The organism is Streptomyces sp. DG1A-41 (genome assembly GCF_037055355.1).
GTDB lineage: Bacteria > Actinomycetota > Actinomycetes > Streptomycetales > Streptomycetaceae > Streptomyces.
The window spans coordinates 2,938,232-2,953,010 of sequence record NZ_CP146350.1; the positions used below are offsets into that span (position 1 = coordinate 2,938,232).

The window sequence follows — 14,779 nt, forward strand, 5'->3', positions numbered from 1 at the left end:
CCTCGCGATTCCCAGGGTACGACGGGGGACTGACAACGCCGTAGGGGTTTTGGGGGCGGGGTTGGAATCCGAGGCGGCAGTCCTTCTTCGCCGACCGATTCGGGTGGTGGTTGGGCATAGGTCCCGGGGGTCCAGGGGCGGAGCCCCCGGACGGCCAGGGCGTCACGCCGAGCGCCGGAACCCGATGGTCGGTACGGCACGCCGCAACGGCCAGGGCCTCAGCAACTCCTCCGACACCAGCCCCGCCAGGAACCCGTACCGCCGCAACGCCGCCGGATCCTGCCCCTCCACCGACTGCACCCGCCGCCACCACGCCGCGATCTCCGACCACCCCGGCGCCGACAACGACCCCCCGAACTCCTGTACGGACAGCGCCGCGGTCAGCCCGGCGAAGGCCAGCCGGTCCGCCAGCGGCCAGTCCGCCAGCGTCCCCGTGACGAACCCGGCGACGAACACGTCCCCCGCCCCGGTCGGATCGAGCGCCTCGACCTCGATCGCCGGCACCTCCGCCGTCTCCCCCGTACGCCGGTCCACCGCATACGCACCGTCCGCCCCGAGCGTGACCACCGCGAGCGGCACGTACTCGGTCAGCGCGTGCGCCGCCGCCCGCGGACAGTCCGCGCCCGTGTACCGCATGGCCTCCTCCGCGTTCGGCAGGAACGCCTCGCAGTACCGCAGGTCGGGCAGCGCCGCCAGGTCCCAGGCGCCGGTGTCGTCCCAGCCGACGTCACCGAAGACCCGCGTGCCCTTGCTCGCGGCCTGGGCGATCCAGGGCGCGCTCACGCCGGGGGCGAGGGAGGCGACGGCGGCACGCGCGCGGGGCGGGCACTCGGGGGCGGGCTCCTCCGGGGGCGGCTCGTGGCCGTGCGAGACCATCGTGCGCTCCCCTTCGTAGGCCATCGAGACCGTCACCGGGGAGTGCCAGCCGGGCACCGTGCGCGACGGGGAGAGGTCGATGCCCTCGCCGTGCTCCAGGGCGTCCCAGCAGTAGTCGCCGTAGTGGTCGTCGCCGAAGGCCGCCGCGAGGGACGTACGCAGGCCGAGGCGGGCCAGCGCGGTGGCCATGTTGGCGACGCCGCCGGGGCTCGACCCCATCCCGCGCGCCCAGGACTCGGTCCCGCGCACCGGGGCGGAGTCGAGCCCGGTGAAGATGATGTCGAGGAAGACGGTGCCGGTGAGATAGACGTCCCAGGGCGGGTCGTCCGGCGCGCGCAGCGGGGCGAGGGGATCGACCTGGTTCTGGCGGTGCGATCCCTTTCCTGCCGGGGCGGTGGACGCGATCACGATGCGCTCCCTGACGTGGTGCGGATCAGGCCAGTCTGCACCACATCACCGACAACGTGACGCCGATCACGCCGGACCCACCCGTTCCGTCAGCTCGCACCGGCCCCCGTGCGCCCCTGGGCGGCCGGAGAGCCGGGCCTACCAGCGGGGCATCGAGGGCGTCACCCACTCCGGGGCGGCGACCCGCATGGCCGCCGCGTCGTCGCGGTCCCGCAGCGCACCGTCGTCTTCCAGCCACCGCCGGTGCAGTGCGGCCAGCCGCTCAAGGTCGAGCTCCACGCCGAGCCCGGGCGCGTCGGAGACGGTCACCTTGCCGCCCTCGAAGGCGAGCCGCTCGGTGAGGACGTCCTCCGACTGCCAGGGGTAGTGGGAGTCGCAGGCGTGGTGGAGGTCCGGGACGGTGGCCGCCACGTGGGTCATGGCGGCGAGCGAGATGCCCAGGTGCGTGTTGGAGTGCATCGAGACGCCGACGCCGAAGGTGCGGCAGACGGCGGCGAGCTGCTGGGTGTTGCGCAGGCCCCCCCAGTAGTGGTGGTCGGAGAGCACCACCTGGACGGCGCCGACGGCGCCCGTGGTGAACGCCTCCTTGACCTCGGCGAAGGTCGTCACGCACATGTTGGTGGCCAGCGGCACCCCGGTCCGCTCGGCGACCTCGGCCATGGCGGCGGTGCCGAGGGTCGGGTCCTCCAGGTACTCCAGGACGTCCCCGAGTTCCCGCGCCACCTTCAGGGAGGTCTCCGGGGACCAGGCGCCGTTGGGATCGAGCCGCAGCGGGTGCCCGGGGAACGCCTCGGCGAGCGCCCGGACGGCCGCGATCTCCTCGTCGGGCGGGAAGACACCGCCCTTGAGCTTGAAGGAGGTGAAGCCGTACCGCTCGGTGAACCGGCGGGCCTGTGCCACCACCCCGGCCGGGTCGACGGCGGCCCCCCAGTCGTCCTTCTCGCAGGCGACGCCCTCCGGGTGGCCTGCCCACTTGTAGAACAGGTAGGCGCTGTACTCGACGGCGTCGCGCACCTTGCCGCCGAGCAGCGCGTGCACGGGCAGCCCGAGGGTCTTGCCGAGGGCGTCGAGGCAGGCGACCTCGAAGGCGGAGACGACGGAAAGCCGCAGCTTGTCGGCGGTCTGGACGCCGCGCAACCCGCCGACGTCGACGGCGCTGTCGACCCGGGAGGCGTCCACGGCGACCCGGTCCGCGACCGCGAACAGCCCGTTCAGGTCGCTGACCTGGCGTCCCTTCAGCCGCTCGGCGAAGGGCCGGGCCAGCTCCAGGTACTTGGTGTCGCCGTAGGTCTCCCCCACGCCCGTGACGCCGTCCGCCGTGACGACCTCGACGATCAGCCGGGGTGTGTACGGCTGGTGCACGCCCTGCGTGTTCAGCAGCGGCGGGTCCGCGACCAGGATCGGCGTCAGCCGTACGTCGGTGATGGCGAGGTTCACGGAGCGGCTCCTACGAGGTCGAGGCCCGCCGTGAGGAGGGCGGTGAGGGCGGCCAGGTCGGCGGGCGAGGGGTCGGTGAGCGGGGCACGTACGGGGCCCACCGGGTGGCCGCGCAGCCGGGCCGCCGCCTTCACCAGCGACACGGCGTACCCGGGGACGCGGTCGCGCAGTTCGACGAGCGGGGCGTAGAAGCCGCGCAGGAGCTTGTCGACGGTGCCGTGGTCGCCGTCGCGCAGGGCTGTGAAGAAGGCGTCTGCGATCTCGGGGGCGAAGGCGTGGACCGCGGAGGAGTAGGCGGGGACGCCGACCGCGGCGTAGGCGCGGGCCTGGATCTCGGCGGTGGCGGCGCCGTTGAAGAACAGGAAGTCCTCGGGCGCGGCGAGGGTCAGGCGCTGGAGCCGGTCGAGGTCGCTGTGACCGTCCTTGAGGCCGATGACGCCCGGCAGGGCCGCGATGCGTTTGAGCGACTCGGCGGTGAACTCGACCTGTCCGCGCTGGTAGGCGATCAGAGGCAGCCGGGTGCGGGCGGCGATCTGTTCCAGCTGGGCGACCAGTCCGTCCTGCGGGGCGGCGACGAGGTAGTGCGGCAGCACGAGGAGCGCGTCGGCGCCGGCGTCCTCGGCGATGCGCGCGAACCGGACGGCCTGCGCCCAGCCGTACCCGGTCCCGGCCACGACCGGTACGCGGCCCGCCGCCTCCTCGACCGTGATGGTGACGACCTGCCGGTACTCGTCCTCGTCGAGCGAGAAGAACTCGCCGGTGCCGCAGGCGGAGAAGACGGCGCCGGGCTGGGTGTCGAGCCGGCCCGCGACGTGGGCGCGGAAGCCGTCCGGGTCGAGGGTGCCGTCGTCGCGGAAGCTGGTCAGCGGGAACGACAGCACGCCACCGGCCATGCCGTCCCGCAGCCGGTGCGCGACCGCACCCGGTCCAGCGCTCACGGTCATCTTCCCGATCATCTCCTTATGTAGATGCCATTTATGTAGGAGAATGGAGAAGGGATACGCGAACGTCAACAGGCGCGGCGGCCCGATTACCATCGGCGCATGTCAGACACAGGGGGCGTCCGCGAAGTGAAGTCCGCGGCCCGCACGGTCGAGCTGCTGGAGCTTCTCGCGGCGCGCGGCGACCGCCCGGCGCGGCTTCAGGAGCTGGCCGACGAACTCGACGTGCCACGCAGCTCGATGTACGCGCTGCTCCGGACGCTGATCTCGCGCGGCTGGGTCCGCACCGACGTCACCGGCTCCCTGTACGGCATCGGCATCCACGCCCTGCTCACCGGCACCGGCTACCTCGACTCCGACCCGCGGGTCCGGGTCGTACGGCCGTATCTCGACGAGGCGTCCGAGGCGCTCGGCGAGACGATCCACATGGGGCGGCTGGACGGCCGGGACGTGGCGTATCTGGCGACGCGGGAGTCGCACGAGTACCTGCGCACGATCAGCCGGGTGGGGCGGCGACTGCCCGCGCACGTCGGGGCTCTGGGCAAGGCCCTGCTGGCGGAACGCCCGGACGCGGAGCTGCCCGAGGGGCCGTACGAGGCGCTGACCCGGAACTCGCACACCAGCCGGGAGTCCCTGGCCGCCGACCTCGCCCGGATCCGGGCCCGCGGCTACGCCGTGGACCGGGAGGAGGGCGTGACCGGCATCGTCGGCTTCGGGTTCGCGCTGCGCTACGACACCCCGGCACTGGACGCGATCAGCTGCTCGGTGCCGGTGGCCCGGCTCACGCCGGAGCACGAGGAGCGGATCGTCGCCGTGATGCGGGAGATCCGGGCGAAAGTGGAGGCGACGGTTCCAGTGGCCGGGTCGGTGCACTGGCGTTAGCGGAAACGCCGACGGCGCCCGGCAAAAGGCCCTCGCCTACCCGGACTTCACCGCATCAAACGCAACGTGATCCACATCACGCGCCCTGGGTTAACTCGTACGACTACTTGCTTGATACAAATTGCCCGCGCGTTCCTGTCCGTCGACGGTCGTCGCCCAATCCCCCTCCTCCACCGCTCCTTTCGCATGCCCTGGGAACGCCCGTGTTCGCCCCCCGCACCACCCCCTGGCCCCTCGTCGCCCTTTTCACGGCCGGGTACCTCGCCCCGTATCTGCTGCCGACCACCGTCGGCCGGCTCGACTCGGGCCTTCCGCTCTCCGCCACCGAGGCCGGCGCCGTCGGCAGTGCGCTGCTGCTGAGTTCGGCGTCCGCCGGATTCGCCCTGGCCTCACGGGTCGAACGGATCGGGGCCCGCACCCTCGCCCGGCTCGGTCTCGCCCTGGCCCTGCTCGGCTACGGCTGTGCCGCGCTGGCCACCGCCGTCCCGGCCGTCGTCGCCGGCGCGGTCGTCGGCGGGTTCGGATCCGGCACGGCCACCACCGTCGCCGCCACCCTGATCGCCGCCCAGCGTGATCCGCACCGGGCCTCCACGGCCGGTCTGCTCACCGTCTCCGCCCTCGCGGGCGCCGTGTATCTGACGGTCCCGCACCTCGGGCAGGGGCACGGTCTGCCCCTGGCCGCGATCGCCCTCACGGCCCTGGCCGTGTGGCCGCTGACCGGCTGCCTGCCCGCCGGTACGCCCGCCGCGCCCACGCGGCAGCGCAAGGCCCGGCTGCCGCACGCCCGTTCGGGCCTGGTGCTGGCCGCCGCCATGCTGTGCTGGTCGCTCGCCCAGAACTCCCTGTGGGGCGTGAGCGGACAGATCGGGCTGGCCCAGGCCCACCTCGGCGAGGCCACCGTCGGCGCGGTCTTCGCCGTGGCGCTGGGCGCCGGGCTGACCGGCGTCCTCGCGGCGGGCGCGCTCGGGGCGCGGCTGGGACGCGCGGTGCCGATCGGGGCGGGCACCGTCCTCATCGCCGGCTGGCATCGTGCTCAGCGCCTCCGCCACCGACCTGACGAGCTTCGCGACCGGCGAGATCGCCTGGAACACCCTGTATCCGGTGGTGCTGTCGTACCTGATCGGGCTCGCCGCCTCGCTCGACCCGCGCGGCCGCTGGGCGGTGCTCGTCGGCTCGGCGTCCTCGCTGGGCACGGCCGCCGGGCCGCTCACCGGCAGCGTGCTGTCGGCGCAGGCCGGGTTCCCGGTCATGGGCGCGATCCTGGCCGCCGGTCTGCTGGTGATCGCCCTGCCGATGACCGCCGTCGCCCTGCACACCGGCGGGCGCCCGCTGCACGCCGGGGCGATCCGCCGCCGCGGCGGCCACCCGGCCGCCCTGGTCGCCGCCGCCACGGGAACCCCCACGGGCGCGGTCCCCGAGATCGGCGCTCCGGAACAGCCGGTGGTGGAGATCACGGTGGATGCCCCGGCCGTCCCGGCCCAGCGCGCCTACGGCAAGGCGGGGTCGGAGGTCTTCTGAGGCCACAGGAGGTCCTCTGAGCCGCGGGTTCCTCAGCGGAACTCGTAGGCCTCCACCTCGGCGAGATACCGCGCCCGCAGTTCCTCGTCGTCCTCCAGGAACGAGGCGAGGAAGGAGTTGCGGGCGAGCTCGCGCAGCCGCTCCTCGCCCAGGCCGAGGGTGTCGCGCACGGCGTCGAAGTTGTCACCGGCGTACCCGCCGAAGTAGGCCGGGTCGTCCGAGTTGACCGTGCACATGAGGCCTGCGTCCAGCATGGCGGGCAGGGGATGGTCGGCGAGGGTGTCGACGGTCCTCAGCCGGACGTTCGACAGGGGACACAGCGTCAGCGGCACCCGCTCCCGCACCAGCCGCTCCACCAGCTCCGAGTCCTCCACACAGCGCAGCCCGTGGTCGATCCGCTCCACACCGAGGACGTCCAGCGCCTCGGTGATGTACTCCGGCGGCCCCTCCTCACCGGCGTGGGCGACCCGCCGCAGCCCGAGCGCGGCGGCGGCCTCGTACACCTCGCGGAACTTCGCCGGCGGCTGCCCGACCTCGGCCGAGTCGAGGCCGACGCCGGTGATCCGGTCCAGGTACGGCTTGGCCGCCTGAAGGGTCACCAGGGCCGACTCGGCGGACTCGTCGCGCAGGAAGCACATGATCAGCCGGGTCGAGACGCCGTGCCTGGACTCGCTGTCGCCCAGCGCCCGCCACAGCCCCTCGACGACCGTGCCGAGCTCCAGCCCGCGGCTGGTGTGGGCCTGCGGGTCGAAGAAGATCTCCGCGTGCCGCACGCCCTGGGCGGCGGCGCGTTCGAGGTAGGCGTTCGCCAGGTCCTCGAAGTCCCGCTCGGTGCGCAGGACGGCCATGAGCTCGTAGTACAGGTTCAGGAACGACTGGAGGTCCTCGAACCGGTACGCCTCGCGCAGCTCGTCCGTGTCCGCGTACGGCAGCGTGACGCCATTGCGCGCGGCGAGCTCGAAGGCGAGTTCCGGTTCCAGGGTGCCTTCGATATGAAGGTGCAGTTCGGCTTTGGGGAGGACCATCAATTCATCGTACGGCCGTTTCACCGACGCTTCGGAACCGGCACCCTCAGCAGATCGTGCGCCACGGTCAGCTCCCCCTCGTACCCCGCCGCCCGCGCCTGCCGCTCGAACTCGTCCGGGTCGGTGTAGCGCTGGCTGAAGTGGGTCAGCACGAGGTGCCGCACACCGCTGTCCCGGGCCACCCGCGCGGCCTGGCTCGCCGTCAGATGACCGTGCTCCACGGCGAGTTGCTCGTCCTCGTCGAGGAAGGTCGACTCGATGACGAGCATGTCGCAGCCCTCGGCGAGCGCGTACACCCCGTCGCACAGCCGGGTGTCCATGACGAACGCGAACCGCTGCCCGCGCCGCACCTCGCTGACCTGGTCGAGCGAGACCCCGCCGAGCGACCCCTCGCGCTGGATCCGGCCGACGTCCGGCCCCTTGATGCCGTGCGCGGCGAGCCGCTCGGGCAGCATGCGGCGGCCGTCGTGCTCCACGATCCGGTAGCCGTACGACTCGATCGAGTGCGACAGCCTGCGGGCGTCCAGCGTGTACGACGGCGTGACCGCGAGGACGCCGTCCCCGTCGGCCGGGGCCTCGGTGAGGAAGACGGTCGCGCGGTAGGGAGTGGCGTACTGGAGCCGCTCGTAGAAGCGCTGCCCGGACTTCGGGTAGTGGGCGGTGATCTCGTGCGGCACCTGGTCGAGGTTGATCCGCTGGATGACCCCCGGCAGGCCCAGTGCGTGGTCGCCGTGGAAGTGCGTGACGCAGATCCGGTTCAGGTCGTGGGCGGCGACCCCGGCACGCGCCATCTGGCGCTGCGTGCCCTCGCCGGGGTCGAACAGGATGCCCTCGCCGTCCCAGCGGAGCAGGTAGCCGTTGTGGTTGCGGTGGCGGGTCGGGACCTGGCTGGCGGTACCGAGCACCACGAGTTCACGTACGGACAAGGCGGATTACCCCGGAGGCCAGTCGAGGCCGCGGCCGCCCAGCACGTGACCGTGCACGTGCCAGACCGTCTGGCCGGCGCCGCTGCCGGTGTTGAACACGAGGCGGTAGCTGTCCAGCTTCTCCTCGTCGGCGACGGCCTGGGCCTCGCGGAGCACGTCCGCGGTGAGGGCCGGGTCGGCCGCGGCGAGTGCGGCGGCGTTCTCGTGGTGCGCCTTGGGGATGACCAGGACGTGGGTGGGGGCCTGGGGGTTGATGTCGCGGAACGCGACGGTGGTCTCCGTCTCGCGGACGATCGTCGCCGGGATGGTTCCGGCGACGATCTTGCAGAACAGGCAGTCGTCCTGGGGTTCCCCTGCCATCGTCCCTCCGGGGGTGAGCCGAATGCGGTCTTGGTCGGCCATCGTATCGTCGTCGCGTGCGGGTGCTTCGTAGCTGGTCGCGCCCACGCGGCGGAGCCGCACATCGACACAGCCCCGCGCCCCTAGAGACTCGGTACAGCCGGAGGCGTTTTGGCCGGGCTGGACTCCAGAGCCTCCAGCGCGAGTCGGATGGCCTCGTCCAGTTGGGGGTCCCTGCCCGCCACGTAGTCCTGGGGGCGCTGCACCACCTCCACGTCCGGATCCACCCCGTGGTTCTCCACCCCCCATCCGTAACCCTCCAGCCAGAAGGCGTACTTGGGCTGGGTCACGAGGGTGCCGTCCACGAGGCGGTAGCGGCTGTCGATGCCGATGACGCCGCCCCAGGTGCGGGTGCCGACCACCGGGCCGATGCCGAGGGCCTTGATCGCGGCGTTGACGATGTCGCCGTCCGAACCGGAGAACTCGTTGGCGACGGCGACGACCGGGCCGCGGGGCGCGTCGCGCGGATAGCTCTCGGCCCGCATGCCGCGGGGCAGGTCCCAGCCGACGACGCGGCGGGCCAGTTTCTCCACGACGAGCTGGGAGGTGTGGCCGCCGCGGTTCTCGCGGACGTCGACGACCAGGCCCTCGCGGGCGACCTCGACGCGCAGATCGCGGTGGATCTGGGCCCAGCCGGGCGCCTGCATGTCCGGGACGTGGAGGTAGCCGAGGCGGCCGCCGGACTTCTCGTGGACGTAGGCGCGCCGGTCGGCGACCCAGGCGTGGTAGCGCAGCGGCTCCTCGTCGGCGACCGGGACGACGACGGCGTGCCTGGGGTCGCCGCCGCCGGACGGGGAGATGGTCAGCTCAACCGGCTTGCCCGCCGTGCCGATCAGCAGCGGGCCGGGGCCGGTCACCGGGTCGACCGGCTGTCCGGCGATGGCGAGGATCGCGTCCCCGGGGCGTACGGCGACACCGGGCGCGGCCAGCGGGCTGCGGGCGTGCGGGTCGGAGGTCTCGGAGGGCAGGATGCGGTCGACGCGCCAACTGCCGTCCTTGTGACGGGAGATGTCGGCGCCTAGCAGGCCCTGGCGAGGCCCGCCGCCGAATCCGCCGCGCGGGGTGACGTAGGCGTGCGAGGTGCCGAGTTCGCCCTGCACCTCCCACAGCAGGTCGACCAGGTCGTCGTGGGTGGCGAGCCGGTCCACGACCGGCCGGTAGCGGTCGAGGACGCCGGCCCAGTCGACGCCGTTCATGTCCGGCCGCCAGAAGTTGTCCCGCATGATGCGGCCGTTCTCGTCGAACATCTGCCGCCACTCGGCGGCCGGGTCGACGAACTGGCGTACGCGGCCCAGGTCGACGGTGATGTTGGTGTCGCTGTCGTCGTCGTTCGAGGCGCGCCGGTCGCTGGGGACGACCTTCAGCCGCCCGTCGGTCCACAGCAGCACCCGCTTGCCGTCGCCGCTGACCTCGAAGTGGTCGGCGTCGACGGCGAGATGCTCGACGCGCTGCTGGGCGAGGTCGTAGCGCTCCAGCTCGGACTTGGGGTCGGGGTCGTCCGGGGTGGCCCGGGACGCGCCGAGGACACCGGCGACCGGGTGGCGCAGCCACAGGACGCCGTCCTTGGCGGCGCGCAGGTTGGAGTAGCGGGCGGCCTCGACCGGGAAGGGCACGATGCGGTCGGCGAGGCCTTCGAGGTCGATGCGGGTGGTGGGAGTGCCCTCGCTGTCGGGGGTTTCCTCCCGGTCGGGCGTGTCGAAGGACCGGCCGTGCCGCTGCGGCCCGAACGGGGACGGCGTGGTGGCCGCGAGCGTGATCAGATGCGGCCGGGCGCCCTCCACGAAGGCCAGGTCGAAGACGTGCTCGTCGTAGACCGGGTCGAAGGAACGGGTCGACAGGAACGCGAGGTGCTTGCCGTCCACCGTGAACGCGGGCGCGTAGTCCTGGAAGCGCAGCGGGGTCGCCTCGGTGACGGACAGGTCGGTGGTGTTGGCGAGCTTCAGCTGCGACAGGGGCTGCGGGCCGGGGTGGGACCAGGCGAGCCAGGACGAGTCGGGTGAGAAGACGAGCCCGGACATGTCTCCGTCCTCGCTGCGGTCCACCTCCCGCACCTCGCCCGTCTCCCTCTCGACGAGCAGCAGGCGCCCGTCGTGGGAGGCCACGGCCGCGCGGCTGCCGTCCGGTGCCATGGCGAGGTCCAGCACCCTGCCGAGCTGCCCGGCCGCGAGCCGGCGCGGTGTCGCCCCCGGGGTGAGGCCGGTGGCGGGCGCGAACTCCAGGGCGTCGTCGCCCTCGGCGTCCGTCACCCACACCACCCACTCCTCGCCGTCCGCGCGGAACGCCCGCGGCAGCCGGGCCCGCACCCCGGGCGTCGCGGCCAGGGCGCGGGCCGGGCCGGAGCGGTGGGTGACCCAGTGGACGGACCCGCGTACGGACACGGCGCTGCCGCGCGCGGTGTGGTCCGGGGACGCCGACCCGAACCACCGGGAGGCGTTCACGGAGAACGGCTGGAGATCGACGCGCTGCCCGCCTAGCCGCACGTCGAGCCGCCGCGGCTCGGCCCCGTCCAGGTCGTCCAGCACCCACAGCTCACCGGCGCTGGAGTAGACGACACGGGTGCCGTCGGTCGCGGCGTGCCGGGCGTAGAAGCCCTCGAGCGGGGTGTGCCGGCGCAGATCGGATCCGTCGGCGAGGGAGGAGTACAGCGCGCCGGTGCCCTCGTGATCGGACAGGAAGGCGATCCGGTCCCCCGCCCACAGCGGGTACTCGATGTTCCCGTCGAGTTCCTCGTGCAGCCGGACGAACTCGCCGTCACCGTCGCGGTCGATCCACAACTTGCCCGCCGTACCGCCCCGGTACCGCTTCCACCAGGCGGCCTCGCGCCCCATCGGCGCGGACAGCAAAACGATGCTCGGCCCGTAGGCGATGTCACCGACCGGCCCGTACGGCAGGGTGGTGGCCGGGCCACCGTTCAGCGGGACGGCGCTCGCCCAGGTGCGGCGCAGGCTCGCCTGCCCCTGGGCGCTGATCGCGAGCACCTCGCCGTCCGGAGTCCAGCCGCGCACCTGGGTCTTCGGACTGCCCCAGTACGTCAGGCGCTTGGCGGGGCCGCCGTCGACCGGGGCGATGTGCACCTCGGGGGCGCCGTCGCGGGTGGAGGTCCAGGCGACGGTGGTGCCGTCGGGCGAGATACGGGGCATGGTCACCGGCACGTTGTCGGCGCTGACCCGCCAGGCCCGTCCGCCGTCGAGCGGAGCGAGCCACACGTCGTCCTCGGCGGTGAAGGCGACCAGGTCACCGTGCACGTGGGGGAACCGGAGGTAAGCAGGCGATGCGGACTGTGTCACCCGATCACCCTATGCAGGGACGGCGGCCTGCGGACAGACTTCGGATCACTTGCCGTTCGCTTCTGGCGCACGTCACTTGCCCTCGACGGGCCGGCAGTCGGGGTACCGATCGCACCAGATGGTCTGTGTGACGGTCACGGTGACGGTGGGGCCGGGCTGCCCGTTGGAGGGCCCGCCGCCCACGGGCGGCGGGCTGGTGGCGTTGCAGTCGCCGAGCCCGTCGACCTCGAACCACACCTTGCCGTCCACCTTGGCGGTGATGTTCCCGCGCACGCAGGCGCCGTCCACGGCGTGGGTGACCTTGCCGTCGACCGTGATGTCCTTTCCGTCGTCCGTCTCGCCCTCGCAGTCGACGGTGGCGACGGTCTTCTCACTCGCCGAGGGCGACGGTGTCCCGCTCTGGCCGTTGTCTCCGTAGGAGGCGGTGCACGTCAGCCAACGCACGCCCGCCTTCTGCCGGTTGAGCTCCTTGGTCACGGTCTCGTCGGTGGTGTACGCGACGGACGCGGAGCTGATCCCGGCGCCGGGTTCACACGCGACGGCGCCGCCGACGGCAGCCATCGCGAATGTCACCGCGACCGTCACTCGCCGACTGCGCGATCCCCGCCAAATCCTCCTCAGTGCCCCCATGGAAGGGAGCCTGCCACCCTCGGGGGCGGTGCGGTAGAGCGCAAATGGCCACCCGGCGTTGTTGTGAGGGCCGGGGCGTTGCGCGACTCGGCGCGACGAGGTGCCGCTGCGCCCACCCTCCCCAAGCTCTCGGCCTCGCTCGAGCAGGGGGACCCCCCTCGCCCCAGCGGCACGACTGCCCGCAGCCAGGGAGGCCGCCCGCAGCGGTGGCGCGTCAGCCGCGCAGCAGCAACCACTCCTGGAGTTCCACCAAGTTGCCCTCCGGGTCCTTGAGGTGGGCGACGCGCAGGCGGTCGGTCAGGAGGGTCGGGCCGTGGAGGACCGTCGCGCCGCGCATCGTGATCTCCTCGCAGTACGCGCCCAGGGAGTCGACGCGCAGGACGACCAGGGAGCGGTGGCCGTTCGCCGTGTCACCCAACTCGTCCAGGACCTCGGCCATCATCGACCGGTCCTGCAACGCGATCCCCGCGGACCCCACCGCGGGGCTGAACTTCTCGTACGGCCCGTTCACCGCCCCCGACTGCGGCTTGAGGCCGAGGACCTCGCCGTAGAAGTGGTAGCAGGCGGCGAAGTCGGTCACGAGCAGTCGTACCTGTGCGAGTTCCACGGTGCCTCCGAGAGGGGTCAGGTCCAGCGGCCGGTGCGAGCCAGGAGCACGGCCGCGGCCGCGGTCCCGGCAGTCGATGTGCGCAGCACACTGCGCCCGAGGCGATACGCCTCGGCCCCCGCTTCCGCGAACAGCGCCAACTCCTCCGGCGCCACTCCCCCTTCGGGCCCGACGACGAGCACGATCTCGCCGGACGACGGCAGTTCGGCCGTCGCCAGCGCCTCGTCCCCGCTCTCGTGCAGCACGGCGGCGAAGTCGGCACCGGCCAGCAGCGCCGCGACCTGCTTGGTCGTCGCCGCCTCCGCGACCTCGGGGAACCGCACCCGGCGCGACTGCTTACCGGCCTCCCGGGCCGTCGCCCGCCACTTCCCCAGCGCCTTCGCCCCGCGTTCGCCCTTCCACTGCGTGATGCAGCGCGCCGCCGCCCACGGCACGACCGCGTCGACGCCGACCTCGGTCATCGTCTCGACGGCCAGCTCACCGCGGTCGCCCTTGGGCAGCGCCTGGACGACGGTCACCCGGGGCTGCTCCGGCGGCTCCTCCGTCACCGGGTCCAGCCGGACGATCAGCCGGTCCTTGCCCTCGGTGTCGAGCACGACCCCGTCCGCCCAGCGCCCGGCCCCGTCCGTGAGGACGACGTCCTCACCGGGCCGCAGCCGCTTCACGGAGACGGCGTGCCGTCCCTCCGGACCGTCGAGGACATAACGGCCGCCCCCGGCCGCGTCGAAGTGCTCGACCACGAACACCGGCGCTGTCATCGGATTCCGCCTCCCCCCGACAACGCTGTCCGCGCCGCGGCGAGTTCACCGGCCAGCACCTCCACCAGCTGCCCGGCGGGCAGCTCCCGCGCCATCCGGTGCCCCTGCCCGGCCCACAGCGCCATGCCCTGCGCGTCACCCGCCTTGGCGGCGGCCTTGCGCAGCGGCGAGGTGAGGTGGTGGATCTCCGGATAGGCGGCGGGCGCGTACGGGCCGTGCTCGCGCAGGAAGCGGTTGACCAGGCCGCGCGCCGGGCGCCCGGAGAAGGCCCGGGTCAACTCCGTACGGACGAACAGGGGGTTGGTCAGCGCCTGCTTGTGCAGGGCGTTCGCGCCCGACTCGGCGGTGGCGAGGAACGCGGTGCCGAGCTGGGCCGCGCTCGCGCCCGCCGCGAGGACCGCGGCGATCTGGCCGCCGCGCATGATGCCGCCGGCGGCGATGATCGGGATGCTCACGGCCTCCCGGATCTGGGCGACCAGCGACAGCAGCCCGACGCCGGAACCGTCCGTCTCGGGGATGTCCCGGTGCGTGCCCTGGTGGCCGCCGGCCTCGATGCCCTGCGCGATGACCGCGTCCGCGCCCGCCCGCTCGACGGCCCGGGCCTCGTCGGGCGTGGTGGCGGTGACCAGGACGAAGGTGCCGACCCGGTGCAGGGCGTCGACGACCTCCCGGCTCGGCGTGCCGAAGTGGAACGACACCACCGGCACGGGGTTGTCGCGCAGCACCGTGAGCTTGGTCTCGTAGCCGTCGTCGCGACCGCTGTCGGGGTCACCGAGCTCGGCCTCGTACCAGGATGCCTCGCCGGCCAGCTGGTGGGCGTAGACGTCGACGGCGGCGGGATCGGCGTACTCCGGCTGCGGCATGAAGAGGTTCACTCCGAAGGGCCTGCCGGTGAGGCTCCGGAGCTGCTTGATCTCCTGGTACATCCCGTCGGCGGTCTTGTACCCGGCGGCGAGGAAGCCGAGTCCGCCCGCCTCGCACACGGCGGCGGCGAGCTTCGGTACGGAGACGCCGCCCGCCATGGGGGCCTGCACGATCGGGTGCGGGAAGAGATCGGTCAGCGCGGAGGACATGACCGCATGTTG

General features: G+C 73.0%; 12 protein-coding genes and 1 pseudogene. 2 read left to right on the forward strand and 11 right to left on the reverse strand.

Features of this window, described 5'->3' with window-relative positions; all coding sequences use genetic code 11:
• Positions 1 to 162: 162 nt before the first annotated feature.
• The 3 genes from V8690_RS13715 to V8690_RS13725 form a co-directional block, all read right to left on the reverse strand.
• The gene (locus tag V8690_RS13715) at positions 163 to 1,284 is read right to left on the reverse strand and encodes a PfkB family carbohydrate kinase (protein WP_338778699.1); all 1,122 of its coding nucleotides are present in this window, start codon (positions 1,282 to 1,284) and stop codon (positions 163 to 165) included.
• A 138-nt stretch (positions 1,285 to 1,422) separates the two neighbouring features.
• Positions 1,423 to 2,721 carry a glucarate dehydratase family protein gene (locus tag V8690_RS13720; protein ID WP_338778701.1) on the reverse strand — a complete coding sequence of 433 codons (1,299 nt, stop codon included), beginning with the start codon at positions 2,719 to 2,721 and terminating at the stop codon, positions 1,423 to 1,425.
• Positions 2,718 to 3,665: a 5-dehydro-4-deoxyglucarate dehydratase gene (locus V8690_RS13725; protein ID WP_338778703.1), complete on the reverse strand. Its 948-nt coding sequence runs from the start codon at positions 3,663 to 3,665 to the stop codon at positions 2,718 to 2,720. The genes V8690_RS13720 and V8690_RS13725 overlap by 4 nt, the downstream gene beginning before the upstream one ends.
• Before the next feature lie 99 nt (positions 3,666 to 3,764).
• Here V8690_RS13725 and V8690_RS13730 point away from each other — a divergent pair, with 99 nt between their 5' ends.
• The gene (locus V8690_RS13730) at positions 3,765 to 4,544 is read left to right on the forward strand and encodes an IclR family transcriptional regulator (RefSeq protein WP_338778705.1); all 780 of its coding nucleotides are present in this window, start codon (positions 3,765 to 3,767) and stop codon (positions 4,542 to 4,544) included.
• Positions 4,545 to 4,747: 203 nt separating this feature from the next.
• Positions 4,748 to 6,062: pseudogene (locus V8690_RS13735) on the forward strand (MFS transporter).
• A gap of 32 nt (positions 6,063 to 6,094) precedes the next feature.
• On the opposite strand, the gene V8690_RS13740 reads toward V8690_RS13735, so the two are convergent.
• From V8690_RS13740 to V8690_RS13775, 8 genes are all read right to left on the reverse strand, one after another.
• A complete protein-coding gene (locus tag V8690_RS13740; protein ID WP_338778707.1) occupies positions 6,095 to 7,087 on the reverse strand; it encodes an adenosine deaminase in 993 nt (330 codons plus the stop codon).
• Between the two features lie 20 nt (positions 7,088 to 7,107).
• Positions 7,108 to 8,013, reverse strand: coding sequence for a ribonuclease Z (locus tag V8690_RS13745; RefSeq protein WP_338778709.1), 906 nt, complete (start codon positions 8,011 to 8,013; stop codon positions 7,108 to 7,110).
• A gap of 6 nt (positions 8,014 to 8,019) precedes the next feature.
• Positions 8,020 to 8,373, reverse strand: coding sequence for a histidine triad nucleotide-binding protein (locus V8690_RS13750; protein ID WP_338778711.1), 354 nt, complete (start codon positions 8,371 to 8,373; stop codon positions 8,020 to 8,022).
• A 122-nt stretch (positions 8,374 to 8,495) separates the two neighbouring features.
• The gene (locus tag V8690_RS13755; protein WP_338778713.1) at positions 8,496 to 11,699 is read right to left on the reverse strand and encodes a S41 family peptidase; all 3,204 of its coding nucleotides are present in this window, start codon (positions 11,697 to 11,699) and stop codon (positions 8,496 to 8,498) included.
• Between the two features lie 72 nt (positions 11,700 to 11,771).
• Positions 11,772 to 12,329, reverse strand: coding sequence for a hypothetical protein (locus V8690_RS13760; protein WP_338778715.1), 558 nt, complete (start codon positions 12,327 to 12,329; stop codon positions 11,772 to 11,774).
• A gap of 214 nt (positions 12,330 to 12,543) precedes the next feature.
• On the reverse strand, positions 12,544 to 12,936 hold the full coding sequence (locus V8690_RS13765) for a VOC family protein (RefSeq protein ID WP_338778716.1): 393 nt from the start codon (positions 12,934 to 12,936) through the stop codon (positions 12,544 to 12,546).
• 17 nt (positions 12,937 to 12,953) lie between these two features.
• A complete protein-coding gene (locus tag V8690_RS13770; protein WP_338778717.1) occupies positions 12,954 to 13,694 on the reverse strand; it encodes a 16S rRNA (uracil(1498)-N(3))-methyltransferase in 741 nt (246 codons plus the stop codon).
• The gene (locus tag V8690_RS13775; RefSeq protein WP_338778719.1) at positions 13,691 to 14,767 is read right to left on the reverse strand and encodes a nitronate monooxygenase; all 1,077 of its coding nucleotides are present in this window, start codon (positions 14,765 to 14,767) and stop codon (positions 13,691 to 13,693) included. Before V8690_RS13775 ends, V8690_RS13770 begins: the two co-directional genes overlap by 4 nt.
• Positions 14,768 to 14,779 lie beyond the last annotated feature (12 nt).